Source organism: Sphingopyxis sp. Geo48, assembly GCF_949769155.1.
Taxonomy (GTDB): Bacteria; Pseudomonadota; Alphaproteobacteria; order Sphingomonadales; family Sphingomonadaceae; genus Sphingopyxis.
This window is the reverse complement of the sequence record NZ_CATKPA010000004.1, coordinates 376,794-397,520: the sequence shown is the minus strand read 5'-3', so window position 1 is coordinate 397,520 and position 20,727 is coordinate 376,794. Positions and strand designations below refer to the sequence as shown.

The following is a 20,727-nucleotide window of genomic DNA, read 5'->3' as shown; positions in this document are numbered from 1 at the left end:
AGGGAAGTGGACGTTCGCGATGTGCCGGGTGGTTAAGCACCTCTCAGCAAGTTCTCTGAAGAGGTGTCGGTACGCAGCGTCGGAATGATCCGCAGGGGCTTCCTTGCTTCGTTTCTGATCGAGCTCCTGTGGCTTATTCGGGAGCCACAGCTTCACCCTGCTGTCTTTGCCCGGCGCGACCACAGCGTTAGAGGCCCCTCTTGTTTTCGGACCCGCGTCGCTGCCATTCGAGCGAGCGCCGGCTGGAATGGCCGTCGACAGCCCTAGAATGGGGATGGAATTAAGACGTTATCGTCAGGCCCATCCTCATCGTCCTCCTCGCCATTGTCAAACCAGCTCGATGTATCAACCGCTCTGGTAATGTCGGCCATATCGAAATCATGCGGGTGATCGACCGGCATACGGAAGCGTAGCGAAATCGGAAACTCTTCAGAGGTCTCAGCGCCGTCACCCCGCGCGCGGTCGCTGCCCGAGCCATAAATCAGCGTTACGCCGATCGACCCAGTAACCTCATATTCGATATAGGTCGCGTCGATCATCACGACTTCGCGTTCATCGATACCGACCCAGTCTACGGTGTGGTGGGTGGCAAGAATGTCGATGTCTTCGACGGTTTCCCGCGTGAAAGCATCTACCGCCTCAGACTGGAACCGATCGACGATGGCCGCGGTGATCTGTTGGCGGAACTCCCAATATTCTTCCAGCAGGGTGGACAGCGCGAGCAGCACATCCTCGATAATCGCGTCCTGCTCCTCGCCGTCTCGAACAATCGTCTCGTCCCGGCCGTGGACATGCTTATTCAGCAGCTGATAAGCAGCGATTACTTCATCAAGAAGCTCCTTCACCTCGATGCCAGTGAGCTCTGTGATTTCTTGCTCTGTGAAGCCCCCGTGAAGCGCATAGGCGAGGCGCTGCGCGCGAACGGGCTTGTCTTGGCCTTTCACGAGCTTGTACCAGCGGCACGCCTCGACTTGCGCCTGCGGCGCTAGCGCGTCCATCAGATGGTCGAGATAGATGCGAATCGATACGGCAAATAGGTTGAGCCGCAGTGGGTTCTCGCGCTGCGTCAGCAACTGCGCGACGCCATGCATAACGCTTCGCGTGAATTCGTTTGGCCCCAGGTTTACGATTCCCTCAGCCAGCTTGACTACATCGCGCCGGGGCTTCGAAGGCGCCCCCGAGTCTGCGGCGTCTTTACCATCGCCCATGTGATCGTCATCTCCAGATTTTGCTCACGGCGGCGGGGCTACGTCGTCCTGTAGCTGTCGGCAATCACGATCTTCCTTTGCTCCTGGGTTTGGCGGCCTTCCGCTTCTCTCTCCTATTAGACGCGGCGGGAGGTTTGGGCGGAGGCGGTGCACCGGCGCTATTCGGTACTTGCGCAATCCCGTCGATCTCCTGCGTCGCGAGGCGGCGCTCCAGGCGAACGCACATCTTTGTAATCTCAATCAGAACCGACGCATCTTTCGCCGTCACTGACGGTTCTTTGGTCGCGCCATGGCCGGCAAGAGGTTCGGTGTTTCGCCATCTGTACGTATCGAGAATATAGTCGAGCAACGGTTCCGGGAGTTCAGAACGCTTCCGATAACCTTCGAAGATCGCCCCAAGCGTGCCCTTCTCGACATCCGGGTTGTGGAATACGACCTTTGCCAATGTCTCGAACACCGTCGCGCTCGCATGGAGCACGCCCGCATAGTCCTTCTTCTCAAAGGTCCCCTCCATCCGCTCAATGAGCAGACGGATATTAGGATGATCGGCGTCTTCGCTCTCTTCCTCGATCGTGATATCGGACAGGAGCTTAACCGAGACGTTCTCGTCGAAGCCCTTGGCCTCGAAACGCACCGAGCTGTTATCCTCACTCAAGACCGTGTTGACGGCATCGACGTTAAGCATCCCCTGTTCGAGCATGTCGCCTAGGGTCTCGACGAGTTGCGGCGTATCCGGTCGGCGCATGATAAGTTCGGTCTCGGCAGCATGCCAAGCGAACTCCTCGCTCATATACATGCCCATGTCGTCCGGTTCGAGCCGATAGATCGGCAGCCCGAGCACGGTCCGTGCGGTGTTTACCATCTGATTGCGATTGATGATCTCGATGTTACCCCCGTCGCCGTCGCCATGCCGAATCTCGCATCTCTGGCGAACGAGACGGGTCAATTTCAGACGTGCCGCATTGGAGACCACCTCGGTTTCGAGTTTTTTGCGATCTGCTTTAGAAAGCCCCATGAAATACATTTTACTAGACCATCCCATCATTACTGATCGCGTATCCCAGATTGAGTACCTTAATGTAGGGCGCTAGCTCGTAATTTTGAGGGCGCATTCGCAAAAAGGGGCCGCCGCTTCGAGGCGACCGGTTTCGGGGTGGTGCCAGGTGAAACAGCGTACATCGCCGGTCGGTTCGCCATGAAGATAAGTTTTCCGAAATACTGGATCAATGAGGAATGTTCGCGGGCACCCAAGTTGATCCAAACAATCTGCAAATACTGAAATAAGTGATGTTGCCGCCGCGCGCCTCCATCCTATAAGCGCGGTGGGCTGCGGCGTGGCCATGGCCGGGAGGGGGAAATGAACGACAAAGGGGTCAAAGCGGCAGTGCTCGCCCATGCGAGATCCGCGGCGCGTTCACTCGCCAAGAGCGCGACAAGCGCACAGTCGCGCGCCGACGTTTGCCTCGATCTCCTGTCCGATACCGGATCGGACCCGCGCCTCGACGCGTTCCGCGAAATCCTGCACGCACTACCTGCCGACGAGCGGCACTACTGGATCGGCACCCTCTACACGTTGCTACTCCCGACGAAGGTCCGTCGGTCGCAGGCCACATACTTCACACCGCCGACCGTCGCCGACGCGGTCATCGATCTGGCGATCGGCGCCGGCTTCGATCTCGAGACCGACACTGTCCTCGACCCGGCGGCCGGCGGGGCCGCCTTCCTCTCGACACTTGCGGGCCGCATGGCAATCGCTGGCTTGAATGCTGACGAGGTCGCCTATCGGCTGAACGGGATCGAAATCGATACGGGCCTCGCCACACTGTCGAGTCGACTCATCGCGGAGCGGCTTGGATCGCCGCTTCCGCGTGATGTGATCCTCACGGGCGACGCCCTGCAAGTTACGATTCCCGCGTCCTATGGCCTAGTCATCGCAAACCCACCCTATGGTCGGATGGCCATCGACGAAGTACGCGGCGAGGCTTGGCGGAAGGTCGCGCACAGCGGTCATATCAACAAGTATGCGCTGTTCACCGAGCTGTGCCTTCGACACGCACGGCCCGGTGGCATAGTTGCCTTGGTAATCCCTTCAAGCTTCAGGGCGGGGCCGCTATACGATCGGATGCGGACGTTCATTCGCGCTCAGGCGGAGGTCCTCGCCGTCGGCTCAATCGCTGGTCGGGATGGTGTGTTCATCGACGTCGCGCAGGACATCAGCGTGCTCATCGTGAAAAAGGGCAAGGCACACGACCCCCGCGCCCCTGTTCGCTTCCCCATCGTCGGCCTTATGCCCTCGAGCAATCCTCTGGTTGAGCAAACCCTACCCGTCGAGCCCGGCGACGCTTGGCCGCTGCCCGCCATAGATCCAAGACTGGTCGGGGGATCGACGCTGGCCGACTACGGCGTGACGGCGCGCGCAGGGTACTTCGTATGGAACCGCGAGACGGGGCGCCTCGTCCCCGAGCTCGGTCGCGCGCAGCGCGGATATCCATTGATCTGGGCGAAGAACGTCCGGCCAGGGGAACTATGTCGGCCCGCCGGAAAGAAGGGTGCCGGAATCGACTTCGTGACCTTCCCCGACGATAGTACCGCGATCATCACCGGCGCGGCGGCGGTCATGCAGCGCACGACCAACGACAAGCAGCCGCGTCGGCTGGTCGCTGCGATGGTCGATCCGGCGATCTCTTCCAGATGGGGCGGATTCGTCAGCGAGAACCACACCATCGTTCTCACAGGGGACGATCCTGAGCAGCTTGAGTTGGCGGTCAAGCTGCTCAACACTGCTGCCGTCGACAACCGATATCGGCGCGTGTCGGGAACCGCCGCCGTCTCCGTCACGCTACTGAGGGAACTCGACCTTCCGGCACCGCCCCTGTTCGCGGCCGCGCTCGACGAGAGCGGAGATGCCGAAGTCGCTGCCTCCGTCGCTTATCGGCTCGTCCAAGAGGCGGTAGACGCCTGATGGCCAAGTTTCGCCATCATCAAAAGCCGCCCGGCAGCGAGCTTCACGATCACGCTGATCAGCGACGGGCCGCCATGGACAAGCGCCAAGAACTGCTGTCGAGAATGGCTCAATCCAACGCGGTCCGCCAAGCAGCTCCGCTGCCAGCGAAGGAGGTCGTGCCCGAACGTGTCGCCCGCGACATCGACGGCTATATGGAAGCGCTCGCCAGACAGCCATTCCATCAGCTCGGACAACCGGCCATCGCAGAAATCACGCCAGCCTACGCCCAGCTGGTCCGTTCTGCGGCGCAAGTGGCATCCGATGGGTCCACTCAGGTCGTAATGCCGTGGCCGCCGGTGCGGGTATCGTCGTCCGCGATAGCCGGCCTTCTAACAATAGCTGCGGTCGGTAGCGCCGACGCCGAGCAGGTCGAGGTCCAGGGCTCATGGGAGGCTGGCCGGCACCGCGCGGACCGCGTCCGCGCGATCGTGTTCCCCTATGCGAGAAGCACCCATGCGCAGGCCAGGCAGGTCCAGGTGGGCCGCCATACGCTTGGCGAAGTTAACTTCGAGCATGTCAAACGGTATCTCCAAGACAGCGGAGACGCCGCGAAGGATTTCCATCAGGTGATGGCGCGCGTTCGCAAACTCACTGGACGTGCGTCTGATGGACGCAACTATGCCGAATTCGAACATCCGATCCTCGACGAGATTGTTCCCCATGCGGCGCCAAGGGGCGACAGGTCGTCGAACAGCACGCTGCTCTGGAGGACGCGGTCGAAGACCGATATCGCGACCCAGCGACGTTCCGGCGACGCGGACCATCCAGCCAAGGCAGACTTCTTCCTCTACACCATGCGGGGGGAGAGCCGCATCGGTGTCGACCTCCGGGCGATAAAAGACAGCCCGGATCTCCTGATCCTCGATCTTACGCGAACCGCGCGAAACCGCTTGGGCTGGGACTGGGTAGGCAAGGCGATCGAGATGGTCAGTTGCCTCCGACAGGTCCACCCCACCACCGGTATCCTCGCGATCGCCGACGACCCGTGGACATACCGCACCGCTTGTTTCGACATCCTTGGCACCAAGCTCCCCGGCCGCAATGGGAAGGTGATTCCGTCATCCGGGCACGTCACCTACTCGGAAACCGCCGAGATCGTCAGGTCCGCAGCCACGGGCGCATCCACCTTCGAAGGTGGCGACAGCATCGACGTCGACGGGTTCTTCGGAGATGCAGGCCGCGGCATCGAGGCAGTCAGGCATTTGGCCAACAGCTTAGCTGAAAGAGGCGACCCCAATGGAGCGACGACTGCGCGAAGCCTCATTGCCACCGTTCGTCGAACCGCCTCGCTTCCTGGGTCTCTGGCCGAGCTTAGCAGGTTCCTCGAAACCGAGACATCAACTGCGGCCGCCGACGACCTCCTCTCGGTTTACCGGGTGAATGCGGATCTAGCCGACCTCTCGGACCCGAGAAGTCTAGCCAGCCAAGTCGATGCGCCGGATGGCGCGCTCGAAACGGCGCGTAATCTCATGCGCAGCTTCGATGGCGCGACACCGATGACCACTCTATTGGAGAGCGTGATACCTTCTGCGCTCAGATCCAGTTCGAAGTCCGTCTTCGTGTTCAGATCCGACCTTGTCGCCGAGTTCGCAGCCAACCGCCTCGGCGTCGCCAACCCAAAGCTGGGTCCTAGGATCGAATCCGAGTTCGTGCGCTTCGGCGGGGAGCGGGTACTCCGTGCGGTTTCCGAACTTCCGGCGGCAGCCAGGAACCAGTTCAAGCGGGTCGTGATCGTCGCTCCGACGCGAACGGCGATCCTGACAACGCTGAGCCAGCCATGGCTTCCCGGGCACGTGACGGTGCTGGCCGACGCAGATACGCTCGCCTTTGCCGCGAGAGACGCGGAACGTCTAGCCGACGAGATCGACTTGGCCCCGCTCGCAGCACGATTACGATCCTTTGCGGCCAAGTCGAGTAAGAGGGTCGAGGAGATCGGCCGTCACGTCGTGCGCTTTGAGATGCCAACCGACGACGTCGACTTCCCCAATGGGTCCGTCATTGACCTGAGTGGCGGCCGCGGGGAGCGCAACCTGGTTGAGATCGATCTGAAGAACGGGCAACGCATCATAGCCCGTCGCAACACCGAGATAGTGTTGCGGGACGATGGTGCCGCCACCACAACCTTCGTGGAGCGGGCGGCGTCGCAGGTGAAGGAGGGCGACGAGGTCTGCGTCATCGGCCACGGGTTCGTCGAGCGGGCGAGAACGCTGGTGAACATCCAACGGACGGCCGCGCAGGAGATCCGCGACTATCACGAACTGATTGCCGAGCGCTTCGCAGCGATACCGGAACTAAGCACTACATCGAAACTCAGAGCCCTAGTCGCAACAATGGGAGATACCACGGTGACGCCCGAGCGAGCTCGATATTGGATCGACCTCGATGACGAGATCGAAAAGCCGTTGCACGACGTCGTGCCGCACGCTCCACAGGACGAAGCCACCTTCATGCGCTTTACCGGAGCTCTCGGGATCGGCGAACGGATGGCCGCAAACTTCTGGCGGTGGGCAGTGGTAGCCCAACGATCTCACCGCGTCCGCTTCGGCAATGTCTTCCACGACGCGTTCAGGGGGATACTCACCGATCCCCATGCAGCAATGGCGAGCAACCGCGACCACACGGATCAGATCAGGATCCTTCGGTCGATGGCGGAGGAGCACGTCGCGATTGTCGACAAGGTTCGGGGCTACACGGCGTCGTGAAGGGAAAGACCAACGAGGAACTCGGCGCGATCGATGTCGAGCTGAAGGAGGCAGTGTGCGACTCTCTCGTCAATGCGCTGGTGGCAAGGGTCGCCGGCGCCGACGAGCGGGGACGCAACATTCGCGGAGGGTCGCCCCGCCGCGGCATCTTCGCAGGGCAGCTGCTGCCGCGCTTCGACGTCACGGGCCAGGATGACGAGACCACCGACATCCGCGTCGCGGCGGTCGGGGTGGATCTGATGGCCGCCGCCGGCGTGGCGGCGCCGATCCGCGTCGCGCCCCGGTTCTCCGTCTACCTGCGCGTCATCCCCAGCTGGATGGATCTGGCAGCGGGAGGCGGTGAGCTCGACTTCGATTTCAGACTGAGGACGAACATCCAGCAGCAGATCGACGATGCTATCCGCACGGAGCGCACGCCCGCTCTCCAGGCAGCCGGCGTCGATCGGCCCGACTGGAAAGGAATGGACGAGACGAAGCGCGCGAAGGTCCGTGCGACTAGGGCGCAAATCCTCGCCGAGGTTCGCAGGAAGGCCTACGCCGCGCATGGAATCAAGCTGCTGAGCGGCGACGCAGAACCAGACACAGACGCCAAGGGCGACGACGACCAAGCCGACACTAACCCGAACACGCCGGATGACATCAAGCCTCCCGTCCCACCGATCGCGAGGCTGGTGCGCGAAGGCCGTGAACTTCCACTGAACCTCGTCGATCCGGCCCCGATCCCCGGGAAGTGGACCAGGCTCGACCTCGACCTGCCGGTGCTGGAATTCGCACTGGGCGCAGCCGACGATGTGCTGGCGTCGACCGTCGAAGCCTACAATCGCTCAATGTGCGATGCCATCAGCTCCCAGCTGGAAGCATGGGTCGTAGGATCTGGCGCGAGCATGGCTTGGCGCGACGTGACCGTCCAGCCTGGCGACACGCTGACAGAAGAAAAATGGAATCTGGCGATGGCGGGTCTCGCGGCCCGCCCGGTCGATCGGAACTGCATCCTCCCCGACCTGTCGCGCGTCGTCGTCAGGGTCGAACGGCAGGCAGACTTCCTGGATGTGAGCGCCCTCTCGATGCGGGTGATGCTCGACAACCAGTCGGCTGAGCTCACCGCTCCCGACGCCCGCGGCCGATGCAACACCGTGTTCGACGCGGGTCTCACCATCGAGCTTCCCAACGATGCGCACCGCCCGCTGCGGCTGGATCGCGTCGAACCGTCCTACCGGTTCCGCGAGCATCTCCACTATCCGGCGATCGGTCTGAACTGCGGCGTCGAGGCGTCCGATGGCGGCTCGACGCTCACCCTGCGCACCACCTGCGCCCCTCGCTTTGCGCAGCCCCGCATCGTCGCGCGCAACATCGACCTTCCGTATCAATTCGCGGTCCTGAAGGACCCTGATTTCGACGCCTCGCGTCTACTGGCGCTGCCCCGCGCCTACGTGAAGTGGATCGACGAACAGGAAATCAGGCTGAGGGACACGGTCACAGCTGGCCTTGAACCAGCAGACGCGGTGATAGAGGCCGCTCGCCTGCGTAAGGACATCGTCTCGCAACGCGCCGAAGCGCGATACATTGAGCGCGGCGTCGAACTGCTCATCGCCTCGAAGAAGGCCGCGGACGCGCTCGCCGCTGGAGGCGGAGACCGCCGCTCGCTCGAACTGAGGGCGGCGCCTTGGCGCGCATGGACGATGACCAACGAGGCGTTCGCGCTCCGCGACGCATTCGACGACAAGCGCGGCTGGCGCCTGTTCCAAATGGCCTTCGTCCTCGCCCATGTCCCGGTCTTCGCCTCGCGCATGGACGAATGGCGAGAGGCGCACGATCCCCTCCTCGACGAGGACGGGGTGAGCCTGCTCTACTTCCCAACGGGCGGCGGGAAGTCCGAAGCTTTCTACGGAACCCTGCTGTTCGCGATGTTCCTCGATCGTCTACGCGGCAAGGACCGCGGCATCACGGCGATGATCCGCTACCCTCTGCGGCTCCTCACGCTCCAGCAGGCGCAGCGTCTGCTGAAGCTGGTCGTTCGGGCCGAGATGGTCCGCAAGAAGCACTCGGTCGGCTCTTGGCCGTTCGAGATGGGCTTCTGGGTCGGCAGCCAGAACACGCCGAACCACTACAACGTTTTCAAGGCGGAAATCCCACTCTCGACCGACCACGACCATCCTGACGACCGCGATCTCGATGGCGAGACCGGCGACGACGAGCTGCGCGACCGCGCTCGCCGATACGTCGATGCGCGCGAAGCATACGACAAGATCCCCGAATGTCCGGTCTGCGGCAATCCGACCGGGCTCAGGCGCGATGAGACCGAGGGACACTACGGCCGGCGGGCCGTGATCCAGTGCTTCAACGACGCATGCGGCTGGAACCGCGCCCATGGTGGCCGGCATCCCCTGCCGTTTCTGCTGACCGACGACGCCGTCTACGCCCGTGCTCCGTCCATCGTTCTCGGCACGGTCGACAAGCTTGCGATGCTTGGTCAGAACACCAGCACGATCAGCAAGGTGGTGGGCATGTTCGGTCTTGCACGCCGCATCGACGCGCACGGCAATCTCGACAACCCGCGCAGCGAGGCGGATCTCAAGCGTGATCCAGCTACTGAGCGCTGTTCGAACGTGTTCCCCGCCTACGCCAATGGCAAGCGCATTTTCCACGACCCGTTCCCGTCGCTCATCATCCAGGACGAGGCGCACCTCCTTGAGGAGAGCCTTGGCACATTCAGCGGGCTGTTCGACACCCTGCTCGACACGACGCTCGAGGATATTGCCGACATGGCCGGAGACGGCCTAGCCGTCGCGCGGCGCTGGACCGGTGATGGCTGGGGTGCCCCGCGGATGCCCAAGATCATCGCCGCGACGGCGACGATCTCAGCTCCGGAGCGGCAGCTCGAAACCCTATATCAGCGCACCCCGCTCCGTTTCCCCTATCCTGGACCCGACCTCTATCATTCTTTCTTCGCCGAACCCGCCGAGGCGCCGGAGGATAACGCGGACCGTGTCGGGCTTGCAAAGTCGCTTCCGTTCGCACAGGCGCCCGAGGCCACCGCTCCCTGGATGCGGCTCTACGTCTCGCTGATGACAAACGACGCGACGCACACGGTGACGACGGTGGGTGTCCTCGCCGCGTTCCATGGCATCATCACGGCGCTTTGGGACGGTATTCTGGACGACACAAGGCGGAAGCAGACGATCGCGTTTCTCCGCGCAGCGATATCCCCCGGCCGTGAGGGCGACTGGCACCGTGCGGCGGTCGATCGCGCGGTTGAGCAGGGACGCGAGGCGGAGATCCTCGCGCTGATCGACCTGCACCGCATCGCTCTCGCCTACGTCACCAACAAGAAGGGCGGTGACCAGGTCATCGACGCCCTCAGCGCCGCAGTTGAGCAGGAGCATCGACGCATCGGACGCGCGCATGCTGCGTTCGACAGCCGCCTCATCTCCGGTGGCATCGACATGAAGGAAATCCAGGGCGTGATGGAGGCCGCGGACAGGTCGTTCGCCGGCACCGACTATCCTGACGTCGCCGAAACCGTCCGCAACATCGTCGCCACGTCGGCGATCAGTCATGGCGTCGACGTCGATCGGTTCAACAGCATGTTCTTCGCCGGGCTACCTTCCGACATCGCTGAATACATCCAGGCGTCGAGCCGCGTCGGTCGCACCCATGTCGGCTTCGTCATGCTGCTGCCCACGCCGCAGAACCGCCGCGACCGCTATGTGGTGGAGACGCACGACATCTTCCACCGTTTTCTGGAGCGCATGATTGCCCCTCCGGCGGTGGAGCGCTGGGCTGAGAACGCGATCAGGCGCACGATGGCCTCCTACGTCCAGGCATGGGCTATGCTGCGCGAGGCACGGGACTTCATCGTTAAGGACGACGCCCGCAAGTTCGAGGTCGCGCACATGGACCAAGTCAGCCGCCTGTCCGCGATGGAGCAGCGCGACCACCTTGGCTTTACCAAGGAACTTGTCGCCTTCATGCTGCGCGCGAGCGGATTCGCAGGAAAGGGCGCATCGAACCTTGGTTCGCCGCACTACGAGGAATTCTACCGCGGGCTCGTCGATAAGCAGGTCGAGAACTTCGCCCGCGATATATCTGGCCGCAACACGATCTCCAGCCTGCGTGACTACTGGACTGACATTCCGGTCTTCAAGCCTCCCATGACCTCGCTTCGCGACGTGGACGAGGCCGGCTATATCGTCGCGGCCATGCGCGATCCGCTCTCCAAGGGACGGACACCAGACGTCGACAGGCGCGATCTCGCGAAGGTTATGAAGGCGATCAGGACGCAGCGCGGGACCGCGTCCGAGTTGGATGCCGACGGGGGAAGCAATGGCTGACACGAACGGAAAGGACTGGCGGAACGCGCAAGTGCGCCGCCCATCGGCCTACGGCTCACAACGCAGCGATCCGGATCCGCTCGAACCGCCGACGATGTCCAGATCGCGCGTCCAGATCGCCGGGTCATATGCTCCTGGCGTGCTGATGACGTGGGAAGGTGGCAAGGGGATCTGCCGATCGGTCCCGCTGGCAAACGAAGCTAAGGATCTGAAGCCCACCACCATCGACCTGATCTTCGAGAATCTCGACGATGCCGTGACCAACTGGCGCGACCGTGTCGTCAAGGTCCTGCCTGACGCGTTGCCCGAGCTTGTTCTCGACACGCCCTTCCGCGATTCCAAGACCGGCGACGCGCGGGTGCTCCGCACAGACTTCCAGATGACCAGTCCCGACAGAGTCGGCTACGTCCCCTACCCGCTCCTCTACCGTTGCGGGATCTGCGGCTCGACCCGCGAATTCGACAGCATCGCCGACCAGGCGCGTCAGCCGCTTCCGAAGAAATGCAACGGTCATGAGGCGCGCTGGACACAGATTGACGTGGTCTACGCGCATTGGTCGGGCGACATCGAACCACTCAGCCCGTTCAATTACAATTTCGATCCCCAAACGCAGGACACGCGTCAGATCAAGATGTGCACCTGCGGCTCGACGAGCTTCAAGCTGAGGAATGCAGCACCAGTATTCTCCGAGTGGCGTTACGTCTGCGAGGGATGCGGTGAGACCCGGTCGCTCAAGAAGGCGAACCCCGACGTCTTGCGTCGCCTCCAGATCCAGCAAAACGATGGTGGCCGTGCGTTTCAGTGGATCGAGGTCAACATGCTCCCGGTCTCATATCGGGCGAACTCGACTTTCTACGTCCAGCGGACCAGCTTCATCGTGTTCGAGGACAGCGGCGTCGTCGAGCTGATGACACCGAAGCGACGCGATGCGCTGATTTCCCGACTGGCCCAGATCCACGACATCCCCTTCGCCGAACCCTCAGAGGACCAGATTCGCCAGAGTGTCGAGGCGGATCAGTCTCGGAAGGACGAGTGGGAAGAGTACGAGACGTACATCAGCATGGCCGACAAGGCGGATACATCGGGCCGTGGCGACGCGGCTCGTCGGCATCGCGACAACGCGATGACGCTCCGCGAGGGATGGTTCGCCGATGGCATCGTCGAACGCGGGCAGCTCGGCAGTCCTTCCGTCCTGAAGGCGATCGCCGTGCGAGAGGACTGGACACGCCGGTACGACCCGATCCGCCTCACGATCCAGCATGACGCATTCGTGCGCGAACACATCGAGCTGGCAATGACGCGTCATGGAGCGGTCGATGTCATGAACCCCGACATCGCGCTGACCGACGTCGTCAACGATCCGGCACGTAAAGAGAAGTATCAGGAGGCAACCGGATCGCTTCTGAGCCACCTCGGCGTCCAGCGGCTGGTTCTCATCCGGGGTCTGCCGATCTGCGAGTTCAGCTTCGGCTACACTCGCGTCTCCGCCACTCCGATCTATCAGAGAGAGCACAACGGTCAGCGTGTCGATATGCCAGTTCGGCTGAAGGCGTTCGACCAGCTGCCGATCCCCGACAACAAGCGTCCGATCTACGTCACACAGCAGCTGAACGAGGCCCTCTACTTCAAACTGGATGAAGCCCGTGTCGTTCGCTGGCTCAAGGCGAACCAGATCATCGATGTCCCGGAGGACCAAGTCGGGCGCGCCTATCTCGAGCGCTACGACGACTTCGGCCCGTTCTTGGAGGTGTTCAAGGATCGCGAGGGCACCGGCGGCTATCCGCGCACGCTGCCAGCCTACGTCTATCTCCTGTTGCACACTTTGTCCCATCAGATGATGCATTCCCTCGCCGACACCTCCGGCGTCGATCGGGACGGCGTTGGGGAGCATATCTTTCCTGCCGATCTGTCCTTCGTGATCTACCGCAAAGGTATGACGCCGGATCTCGGCAACATCTCCGCCATGTGGCGCAACTATGCCGACGCCTTCCTCAAGCGCGCGCTGGAACCCCGGACGCTCAGGTGTGGGTCAGGCACACTGTGCGATTCACGCGGCGGTGCCTGCCCCGCTTGCGTCATGGTGTCCGAAGTCAGCTGTATCGCTTCGAACTTGCTACTGTCACGGGCGGTGTTGAAGGGCGGAAAAGGTCCAGAATGGGAGCCGCGGATCGCGCCCGACCTCATCGGCTTCTTCGATCCCAAGCTGCCCTGATGTCAGGCGAAATCCTCGTATCACCCAAAGCCACGGCCCGGCTTGTGGTCACAATGCCACCTGAGCCGAGCCGCCTCGCGGATGCGCTCGCTGCCGACCTTGCAAGCGACTACGTCGCGTTGACGAGAACGACCGATGCGTTCCAGCACATTGCGGGCTTAGCGCGCGAGCGCTTCACGATAATGATCCCTTACGTCGATCGCATCGGCGCGGCCTGGGCCGCCGAATTGTTCGAGGCTACTGTCGCGACTGAGCGGCTGCTGGTGCTAAGGGATGCCAGCCAGCTTAACTCGTGCGGCGTCGAGGGCCGACGAGTGAAGGTAGCCGCAACGCGGATCATCGACTATGGCGGCGCAGATACATCCAGTGAAACCTTCCACGCGAAAATCGTATTGGCGGATGGGGTCGCGGCTTATGTGGGTTCGGCCAACCTCCTGCGCCGGTCGAAGTCAACGAACCTCGAGTGCGGGATGCTCATCGAAGGGCCGGCGGTCTCGGCGGTCAAGGTGTTGCTGGACGCAGTGATCACGAGCACGCGGTTTTGAGTTCTGAAGGGCCAAGACAGCATATCTCACTATGTGGCCCCAAAAGAAAGACATTCCCAACTGTCCGAAATTTCGATCGTTCTCGCGAGAGCCAATTAGTGTCCGCTATCGGGGCACGCGCCCAGTTTGACTGGAGGTCCGAAATCAGGCGCAAATCGGACGCCGCCGCCATCGCCTCCCCTGCTGTTCTCAAGCCACAGCCCAGACTTGGTTGATCACTTTCGCTGCCAGCGCAATTTTGTTCTCCGGCAGAAACCGCCCGTAATGCTGGGCGACCACATCTGCGGTATCTTGAATTGCATAGCCCGCCTGCTCGTACGATCCGGTTTCTTTGAGGATATGCGTGGCAAGAACATCGCGCACATTATGAGGCCCATGCGGCAACAATCCCTCAATCGCTCCACGCTTGGTATAGGGGTTGAAAATCCCATAGCGCTGAATGGTCAGCCGCCATGCTTCATAGAATGCAGACTGGCTGTATGCGGCTTCTCGGCTGGTGGATTTTACCGTCTTCACAAAGAAGTTGCCGGGATCCGGAGCACCGTTGAGCAGAACCGGGCGATGTATCCGGATATATCTATCAATAAAGCGATAGAGATCTCCAACGTCCGGCAGCAGCAGCCGATACGGCCGCTTCGCGAAGAAAGAGGAATTCGCGTTCTTGAAGGCCGCAGCGGGGATGAGCACCTCCCACCCCTTCTCCTTGGTGCTCCAGCGCAGTTCGTCGCACCTCTGCGCTTCAAGCTGGCGCTCCGACCTCGGAGTCCCGCCACGCGGACAAAGGAGCAGTTCCCGCATGTTTCGTTGTCGGATGCCCAAATGCAGCCCGAGCCGGATCAAGAGCAACGAACGCATGGCTTCGGCTGCCGGACGAGGATAGCGCCCCGCAGACGGCATCAACCGTACAATCTCCTCCGCGATCCGCCGATACTCGCCGATGGGGCTATCCGCCTCCAGCTCGACCATAATCGGTTCGAACGTATCGCGATGGACCTTTGCGACACGCTGAATCTCTTTCGCTCGGACCATGCCGTGAGAGTAGAAGGCCTCGCAAACCCCGTCCCAATCCGATTGCGCAGCTTGGATGTCCGCTTCCGACACCAACCCGGGGATCTGGCGCAGCCTATGCGCCAGATCCGGTCGCTGCCGGAGCCAGCCGGTGTCCGCGCGGGTCATCGCCAACCCAAGCTGCACCATGTTGACTTCCCAGATAGTAAAGAAGCCGCGCCGCCGCTCTCGCCATCTTACGTACCAGTCCCAGACGGCAGGAAAAACCAGCAGAGCGACGCTGAGCTTGGCGAGTGGCACGCCCAAACCAGCGACTGCCCCGTCGGGCGACGCGGCGAGCGCGCCGAATAGCAGTCCAAGATGATCGACTTTTTGAAGCGCGGTCTGCTCATTCCAGACGCCGTTGCGCTGATAACCGATCTCGGTAAGCGTCGCCGTCTTGAATTGAATGAGATGTGCGACTTCCTCCGCCAACGCTCGCGGGGCATCGCGCGATGTCGACACGAGTTCGAGTTCGATGTCATCCAGTTCGCCGAGGTCGAACTCTTCGGCAGGCTCAACCGGGACCTGCGGCCGAATGTTGTTCAGATCCGGGAAGCGAAGCGCATAACGTTGCCGCATGGCCATGGCCTGATAGCGACGATAGTCGGTGGCGCCGGAAATAATGACCTTCCGTACCCAGTCCAAAATCTCGCGGCGCTCGCGAAGGGGGCGCCTGTCAAAATCATTGGGCAGATGCCAGGCCATCCGGCGGCGTTCCGCCACACTCATCTCGCCGAGTTTGGTATGCCCGCTCCCCGCTCGCCCGGTATGCGGAAGCTTGGCGGCGAAGTAACCGGCCGGAAGGCGATAGCGCGTCTCGATGCGGCTCAGAATTTCCAGGCTTGTAACGGATCGCGGTACCTTTGTGCCAGCGACCCAATGCACGATGGTCTTCCGGTCGATACGGTCCTTTGGTCCAATAATCGCTTTATGCAGATGCCACGCGGTGTCGCCGTGCCGTTCCATATGCAGCGCCAGCGCCTCGTGGAATATGTCCCGATCGCCCCACATGGTCGAGTTCGGCTCGGGAAACTCCACGATAGCGCGCGGCTTGGGACCGCGTTTCTTATTTGGTTGGGCCGGGAGCACTGGTGCTTTGGAAATTCGCTTGCGACGGCTCTTGGGAATCATGAAATGGATGCGATCCTGTAATCAGTTACGGCGTGGGGTTGGGCTCCTTACAGGAACAAAATGATTTCGGAAGCTCAATGGGCCGAGTGCGGATGATCGATAGAAGGTGCTTCTATCGATCATAAAATACCGCTATCGTGATCGATAGAAGGGCTCGGTATCGATCATGCAGTGGAATTGGCAACAAGCAGACTGGCCGTCATTCCGTTATTCCCCTTCCCTCCTCCAGGATGTGGAGGCCAGTTTCCTAAAGGGAGCCGGCGTTGTCATCGGCGCACTACATCACGTCGATCAGGAAGCGCGGCAGGGTTTAACGCTGGACCTCATCTCTCAGGAAACGATCGAGAGCTCAGCGATCGAGGGTGAGATTCTGGATCGCGCAAGCGTGCAGTCGTCCCTCGCCCGCCACTTGGGCCTGACTGCTGAAAAACGGCGCGTCGGCAATGCCGAGGCGGGCGCCGCCGAGCTCATGGCGGACCTGTTTCAACGCTACGCAATGCCCTTGAACGACGAGCTTCTGTTCAACTGGCACGCAATGCTGATGAACGGCAGGCGCGATATCGTCGACGTCGGGCGTTATCGAACGCATGAGGATGCGATGCAGATCGTTTCGGGCCCTCTCCATGCGCCGCGCGTCCACTTCGAAGCACCGCCCTCATCTGAGGTCGCGGGGGAGATGAAAGCCTTCATTGCCTGGTTCAACGATAGCGCACCGGACGGGAGGAAGCCGCTCGGCCCCGTCTTGCGCGCTGGCATTGCTCATCTCTGGTTCGAAAGCATCCACCCCTTTGAGGACGGCAATGGACGTATCGGGAGAGCGATCGCGGAAAAGGCTCTCGCGCAAGCCCTGAACGCGCCCACACTGACCGCTCTGGCCAAAACCATCCATCGGCATCGCAAAGACTATTACGCCGCTCTTCATAGAGGGAGCCGCGATCTCGGGATCGACGACTGGTTGAACTGGTTCGGAGCGATCGTGCTGGAAGCGCAGGAACGCACCCTGCTCGAGGTTCGCTTTTTGATCGGAAAGACACGCCTGTTCGACAGCATCCAAGGGCAAATCAACGAACGACAGGAGAAAGCTATCCTACGCATATTCGCGGAAGGCCCTGATGGCTTCACAGGTGGATTGAGTGCTCGCAACTATCAAACGATCACCGGCGCCGCTCCTGCGACGGCTACGCGCGATCTAACAAAGCTGGTCGAGCTCGGAGCGCTTTACCGAACGGGTGAGCATCGCCATGCTCGCTATCACCTCAAGTTCTTGGCTGAGGTCATCTGAAGAACGATTTACCGCACAGGCATTTGGCCATATGTGGCCAATAAATCTGCGACATACGGACAATCTATCCCTATCATTTCAGGCCCTGACCGTGTGAGAAATAACGGGGCCGACGACCTAAAAACCTTTGGCCTGTTTGCCGTTTACGTGTGGGAGGCCCCAACGAAAACGGAAAGAATAAAAAGACACAAGATCAATATTTTAGAAGAACCAATGACTCTTAATCAGCGGGTCCTAGGTTCGAGCCCTAGTGCGTCCACCAAATTCCCTCTATATTTCTGTGTGTTAAATGGCCCTTGGGCCAACCGGATTTCCGCTCGCAGATCGCTAGGTAGCTCTCTAGGTAGCAGCGGATCCAGCGACGGTTGATCAAGGCATTGCGATGAAAAGCTGGATCCATCGTGTGCTCGAGCCTGTCTTGCTCGATCAACACCTGGGGTTCAGTGACCCGGATTGAGAATCGCGGCGTTTTTCCGCAGTGCTTCGACAACTGTATCGGTCACTGCCCGCACTCTCGGCATGTGGCGCATGTCGACATGCACACCTATCCAGATGTCTCGAACAAGGTCAGGTCTTTCGGGGTGCAGGCGAACTAGCCCGCCCTCCCCATCGGCACGATAGCGGGCGAGCGCCGCAACCCCGGCGCCTGCAAGAGTCGCGTGAACCTGCACTTCGCGGCTGTTGGAGCGAAAACCGATAAGCGCATTGGGAAAGGCATCCCGCAGCCATTTGGCCTCCGGCAAGTGCACCTGATCGTCGAGCACCGTTACGAGGCGGGCTTGCCCCTCCGCGATGCGCCGGGCCATATCCGGAGATGCGTACAGTCCCATGGCGAGCGCGCCGACGCGTCGGGCTGCCACCTCGTTCCCCTCGAAGCGTGACATGCGCAGAGCGATATCCGCCTCCCGCTTGGACAGGCTGAGCGAACGCGTGTCGGGAACCAGCTCAACAATGATGCCAGGGTGTTTCGCTTGCAGGTCGGCGAGCGCCGGAGTGACGATCCGCGCGGCCAGCGTATCGACCGTGGTCAGCCTGACCAGGCCTTCCAGCGCGATGTCCTTCCCGGTGATGGTGCGCTCTGCGGCGAGAACCTCTGCCTCGACCCGTTCTGCGTTACCAAGAATAGTCTCACCGAGCGGGGTCAGGGCGTAGCCGCCGGGCAGCCGCTGCAGCAGACGCGCGCCCGTGCGCTCTTCCATCGCCGTGAGCCGGCGCCCCGTCGTCGGCTGGGTTACGCCAAGCGAGCGCGCGGCAGCGGAGAGCGTACCGTGCCGGGCGATCGCGAGGAATGTGCGGAGATCGTCCCAATCCATGCACTTCCATACGAAAACGCATGGCCACTAGTCAAACTTTGCGAATGCCATGCACTCGTGCAACCGTGTACCTCAGGGTCAACGACACACAGGACGATTGACCATGACTCAAACAGCTTCGACTTCGCAGGCGATTGCCCTGCTCCGCGTGACCAGCGGCGCCCTCCTCCTCACCCACGGGCTGATCAAGCTCCTGGTGTTCACGCCCGCCGGAACGGCTGGTTTCTTCGAAAGCATCGGCTTTCCCGGCATTCTGGCTTATCCGGTCATGGCCGGCGAGATCGGGCTTGGTCTCGCATTGATCCTGGGCTTCATGACGCGCTGGGCGGCACTGGCAGCGCTGCCGATCATGATCGGGGCGATCGTGCCGCACGCAGGCAACGGCTTCACCTTCTCCAATACCGGTGGTGGTTGGGAGTTTCCGGTGTTCTGGACCATCGTGCTGGCGGCGCAGGCCATCATGGGCGACGGCGCCAATGCCATCGGCAACCCGCTGAAGCAGAAGGCGTAAGCGAAATGCTCCGCCCGCTGTTTCTTTCGCACGGTGCGCCGACGCTGCCCTTTGAGGATGTGGCCGCCCGCCACTTCCTCAAGGGCCTGGCGACGGCAATGCCGCGGCCGCGCGCAATCCTGGCGGTATCCGCCCACTGGGAAACGCGCGTCCCCACCGTCAACGCGGTCGAACGTAACCGGACGATCCACGACTTCGCGGGCTTTCCGGACGCGCTGTACCGGCTGACCTATCCCGCCCCGGGTGACCCGCAGCTTGCCGACCGGATCGTCGATCTTCTCGCCGAGGCCGGACTTCCCTCGGCGACGGATTCGGCAAGGGGGCTCGACCATGGGGCCTGGGTGCCGCTGATGCTTGCCTGGCCGGAGGCCGACATCCCGGTGGTTCAGCTATCGGTGCAAAGCCAGCTTGGTCCGGGGCATCACCTAGAGGTCGGCCGCGCGATCGCACCGCTCGCAAACGAAGGCGTGCTGATCATCGCCAGCGGCAGCTTCACGCACGACCTTTCGAGCTGGCGCGGCCAGGCAGGCATGGCAGAGCCCGAATGGGTTAGCACCTTCGCCGCCTGGTTCGATGCGGCGCTCAAGGAGGGACGCACCTGCGATCTCCTCGCCTATCGCCGCCTCGCCCCGCATGCGCAGCGCAACCATCCGACCGAGGAGCATCTCCTGCCGCTGTTCGTTGCCCTAGGTGCGGCGGGGGCGAGCGCCCCCGTGGAGCGCCTGCACACCAGCAACACCTACGGCGTCCTGCGCATGGATGCCTACGCCTTCGGCGCCTCAACTATGCCGATCAATCCAGAAGGAAATCAGTCATGAGCAAGGTTCTCGTCCTCTATTATTCGACTTACGGCCATATCGAGACGATGGCGCAGGCCATCGCGGAAGGTGCGCGCGAAGCGGGCGCCACGGTCGATATCAAGCGCGTACCCGAAACCGTACCTGAGGAGGTGGCTCGCGCCAGCCACTTCAAGCTCGAGCAGGCTGCCCCGGTCGCGACCGTGGGCGACCTCGAGAACTACGATGCCATTGTCATCGGCACTGGCACGCGGTTTGGGCGGATTTCTTCACAGATGGCGGCATTTCTGGATCAGGCCGGCGGGCTGTGGGCGCGCGGCGCGCTCAATGGCAAGGTCGGCGCCGCGTTCACCTCGACCGCCACCCAGCATGGTGGTCAGGAAACCACCCTGTTTTCGCTCATCACCAACATGCTGCACTTTGGAATGACCATCGTCGGGCTCGACTACGGGTTTGCGGGTCAGTCAGGCCATGACAAGGTCCGCGGTGGTGCGCCCTACGGCGCCACGACCATTGCCGGCGGCGATGGCAGCCGCCAGCCCGACGAGGATGAACTCGCCGGTGCCCGCTATCTCGGCGCGCGCGTCACCCGGACGGCGGGCAAGCTGTTCGGCTGATTTAGAACGCAGGGCGCTATCACG

Annotated in this window: 13 protein-coding genes; 9 read left to right on the top strand and 4 right to left on the bottom strand. The window is 61.8% G+C overall.

Annotation, left to right across the window (positions count from 1 at the left end):
• Nucleotides 1-263 precede the first annotated feature (263 nt).
• A complete protein-coding gene (locus QOL79_RS15945) occupies nucleotides 264-1,208 on the bottom strand; it encodes a pPIWI-associating nuclease domain-containing protein (RefSeq protein WP_283420094.1) in 945 nt (314 codons plus the stop codon).
• A 64-nt stretch (nucleotides 1,209-1,272) separates the two neighbouring features.
• Nucleotides 1,273-2,253 (bottom strand): hypothetical protein, encoded by a 981-nt coding sequence (locus QOL79_RS15940; RefSeq protein ID WP_283420093.1) that lies wholly within the window; start codon nucleotides 2,251-2,253, stop codon nucleotides 1,273-1,275.
• A gap of 312 nt (nucleotides 2,254-2,565) precedes the next feature.
• Between QOL79_RS15940 and QOL79_RS15935 the strand changes: the two genes are divergently transcribed.
• The 5 genes from QOL79_RS15935 to QOL79_RS15915 are packed head-to-tail and all read left to right on the top strand — an operon-like array spanning nucleotide 2,566 to nucleotide 14,002.
• A complete protein-coding gene (locus QOL79_RS15935) occupies nucleotides 2,566-4,170 on the top strand; it encodes an N-6 DNA methylase (RefSeq protein ID WP_283420092.1) in 1,605 nt (534 codons plus the stop codon).
• Nucleotides 4,170-6,914, top strand: coding sequence for a Hint domain-containing protein (locus QOL79_RS15930; RefSeq protein WP_283420091.1), 2,745 nt, complete (start codon nucleotides 4,170-4,172; stop codon nucleotides 6,912-6,914). The genes QOL79_RS15935 and QOL79_RS15930 overlap by 1 nt, the downstream gene beginning before the upstream one ends.
• A complete protein-coding gene (locus tag QOL79_RS15925; RefSeq protein ID WP_283420090.1) occupies nucleotides 6,911-11,245 on the top strand; it encodes a DEAD/DEAH box helicase family protein in 4,335 nt (1,444 codons plus the stop codon). Before QOL79_RS15930 ends, QOL79_RS15925 begins: the two co-directional genes overlap by 4 nt.
• Nucleotides 11,238-13,457, top strand: coding sequence for a DUF8724 domain-containing protein (locus tag QOL79_RS15920; protein WP_283420089.1), 2,220 nt, complete (start codon nucleotides 11,238-11,240; stop codon nucleotides 13,455-13,457). The genes QOL79_RS15925 and QOL79_RS15920 overlap by 8 nt, the downstream gene beginning before the upstream one ends.
• The gene (locus QOL79_RS15915; protein WP_283420088.1) at nucleotides 13,457-14,002 is read left to right on the top strand and encodes a phospholipase D-like domain-containing protein; all 546 of its coding nucleotides are present in this window, start codon (nucleotides 13,457-13,459) and stop codon (nucleotides 14,000-14,002) included. The genes QOL79_RS15920 and QOL79_RS15915 overlap by 1 nt, the downstream gene beginning before the upstream one ends.
• Before the next feature lie 189 nt (nucleotides 14,003-14,191).
• On the opposite strand, the gene QOL79_RS15910 is transcribed toward QOL79_RS15915, so the two are convergent.
• Nucleotides 14,192-16,183 (bottom strand): hypothetical protein, encoded by a 1,992-nt coding sequence (locus QOL79_RS15910; protein ID WP_283420087.1) that lies wholly within the window; start codon nucleotides 16,181-16,183, stop codon nucleotides 14,192-14,194.
• Between the two features lie 166 nt (nucleotides 16,184-16,349).
• On the opposite strand from QOL79_RS15910, the gene QOL79_RS15905 reads away from it, so the two are divergent.
• On the top strand, nucleotides 16,350-17,465 hold the full coding sequence (locus QOL79_RS15905) for a Fic family protein (protein WP_054588728.1): 1,116 nt from the start codon (nucleotides 16,350-16,352) through the stop codon (nucleotides 17,463-17,465).
• A 440-nt stretch (nucleotides 17,466-17,905) separates the two neighbouring features.
• Here QOL79_RS15905 and QOL79_RS15900 read toward each other — a convergent pair whose 3' ends face one another.
• Nucleotides 17,906-18,778 (bottom strand): LysR family transcriptional regulator, encoded by an 873-nt coding sequence (locus QOL79_RS15900; protein WP_257541487.1) that lies wholly within the window; start codon nucleotides 18,776-18,778, stop codon nucleotides 17,906-17,908.
• Between the two features lie 103 nt (nucleotides 18,779-18,881).
• On the opposite strand from QOL79_RS15900, the gene QOL79_RS15895 reads away from it, so the two are divergent.
• Genes QOL79_RS15895 through wrbA form a run of 3 tightly spaced genes read left to right on the top strand, consistent with a single transcriptional unit; the run spans nucleotide 18,882 to nucleotide 20,703 of the window.
• Nucleotides 18,882-19,289 carry a DoxX family protein gene (locus tag QOL79_RS15895; protein ID WP_257542018.1) on the top strand — a complete coding sequence of 136 codons (408 nt, stop codon included), beginning with the start codon at nucleotides 18,882-18,884 and terminating at the stop codon, nucleotides 19,287-19,289.
• A gap of 5 nt (nucleotides 19,290-19,294) precedes the next feature.
• Nucleotides 19,295-20,107, top strand: coding sequence for a DODA-type extradiol aromatic ring-opening family dioxygenase (locus QOL79_RS15890; protein ID WP_257541485.1), 813 nt, complete (start codon nucleotides 19,295-19,297; stop codon nucleotides 20,105-20,107).
• On the top strand, nucleotides 20,104-20,703 hold the full coding sequence (gene wrbA / locus QOL79_RS15885) for an NAD(P)H:quinone oxidoreductase (RefSeq protein WP_257541483.1): 600 nt from the start codon (nucleotides 20,104-20,106) through the stop codon (nucleotides 20,701-20,703). The genes QOL79_RS15890 and wrbA overlap by 4 nt, the downstream gene beginning before the upstream one ends.
• Nucleotides 20,704-20,727: the final 24 nt, after the last annotated feature.

Excerpts from the sequence above, each read along its gene's own strand:
- QOL79_RS15945 (WP_283420094.1), bottom strand. The coding sequence starts at position 1,208 with ATGGGCGATGGTAAAGACGCCGCAGACTCGGGGGCGCCTTCGAAGCCC.
- QOL79_RS15940 (WP_283420093.1), bottom strand. The coding sequence starts at position 2,253 with ATGATGGGATGGTCTAGTAAAATGTATTTCATGGGGCTTTCTAAAGCA.
- QOL79_RS15935 (WP_283420092.1), top strand. The coding sequence starts at position 2,566 with ATGAACGACAAAGGGGTCAAAGCGGCAGTGCTCGCCCATGCGAGATCC.
- QOL79_RS15930 (WP_283420091.1), top strand. The coding sequence starts at position 4,170 with ATGGCCAAGTTTCGCCATCATCAAAAGCCGCCCGGCAGCGAGCTTCAC.
- QOL79_RS15920 (WP_283420089.1), top strand. The coding sequence starts at position 11,238 with ATGGCTGACACGAACGGAAAGGACTGGCGGAACGCGCAAGTGCGCCGC.
- QOL79_RS15915 (WP_283420088.1), top strand. The coding sequence starts at position 13,457 with ATGTCAGGCGAAATCCTCGTATCACCCAAAGCCACGGCCCGGCTTGTG.
- QOL79_RS15910 (WP_283420087.1), bottom strand. The coding sequence starts at position 16,183 with ATGATTCCCAAGAGCCGTCGCAAGCGAATTTCCAAAGCACCAGTGCTC.
- QOL79_RS15905 (WP_054588728.1), top strand. The coding sequence starts at position 16,350 with ATGCAGTGGAATTGGCAACAAGCAGACTGGCCGTCATTCCGTTATTCC.
- QOL79_RS15900 (WP_257541487.1), bottom strand. The coding sequence starts at position 18,778 with ATGGATTGGGACGATCTCCGCACATTCCTCGCGATCGCCCGGCACGGT.
- QOL79_RS15895 (WP_257542018.1), top strand. The coding sequence starts at position 18,882 with ATGACTCAAACAGCTTCGACTTCGCAGGCGATTGCCCTGCTCCGCGTG.
- QOL79_RS15890 (WP_257541485.1), top strand. The coding sequence starts at position 19,295 with ATGCTCCGCCCGCTGTTTCTTTCGCACGGTGCGCCGACGCTGCCCTTT.
- wrbA (WP_257541483.1), top strand. The coding sequence starts at position 20,104 with ATGAGCAAGGTTCTCGTCCTCTATTATTCGACTTACGGCCATATCGAG.